Genomic DNA, 560 nt, shown 5'->3' with positions numbered 1-560 from the left:
ATAGTTGGTGTATACTTCTATCCTTTGATTGGAATAATGAATAAGATCGTCATCAAAAATTATTCGATTGGGTTCAAAAAAGACGGCTACAGTTGAGCCTCCATATTGAAAATAGCCAGTTTCTTCGCCTTTGTTTATGTCACCAGATTGTTTATTGATTATAATTGTATCAACTTGGACAGCACCTACAGGCATTATTAATAGGGTTCCAAAGAACGGGCTCTCCATAACAATTAATATCCGTTTATTTGTGTTAAAAATGTTAAACGATGGGTTTTGAACGACAACAGGTTGGACACTGTGTGAGGGCTGCTCATGGATTTCTTTATAATAAACGATGGTGCCACTGGTAGGAAACCAAAATCTATGGAAATCATTTGGGCTTAAGCGATGAATGACTACACTACCACCTTTTAACTTAGCTAAGTAAGGTTCTGGTACGCCAGTATCAGCTAAGGTAAACGCTTGATTCTTGATCCAAATCTGTGTGGCTTCTGTAATGGATTGAAATACAATGGTTTTGCTATCTGCCATAGAAGTAAAAATATCATTACCATTAC

1 protein-coding gene is annotated in these 560 nt (G+C 36.6%); it reads right to left on the bottom strand.

Annotation, left to right across the window (positions count from 1 at the left end; translation table 11 throughout):
* Positions 1-560 (bottom strand): phosphatidylserine decarboxylase (locus MTBBW1_RS27395; protein ID WP_186441767.1); only part of this gene is annotated, 560 nt, incomplete at both ends.

Source organism: Desulfamplus magnetovallimortis (assembly GCF_900170035.1).
Lineage (GTDB): Bacteria > Desulfobacterota > Desulfobacteria > Desulfobacterales > Desulfobacteraceae > Desulfamplus > Desulfamplus magnetovallimortis.
This window is presented reverse-complemented; position numbering and strand designations above follow the sequence as displayed.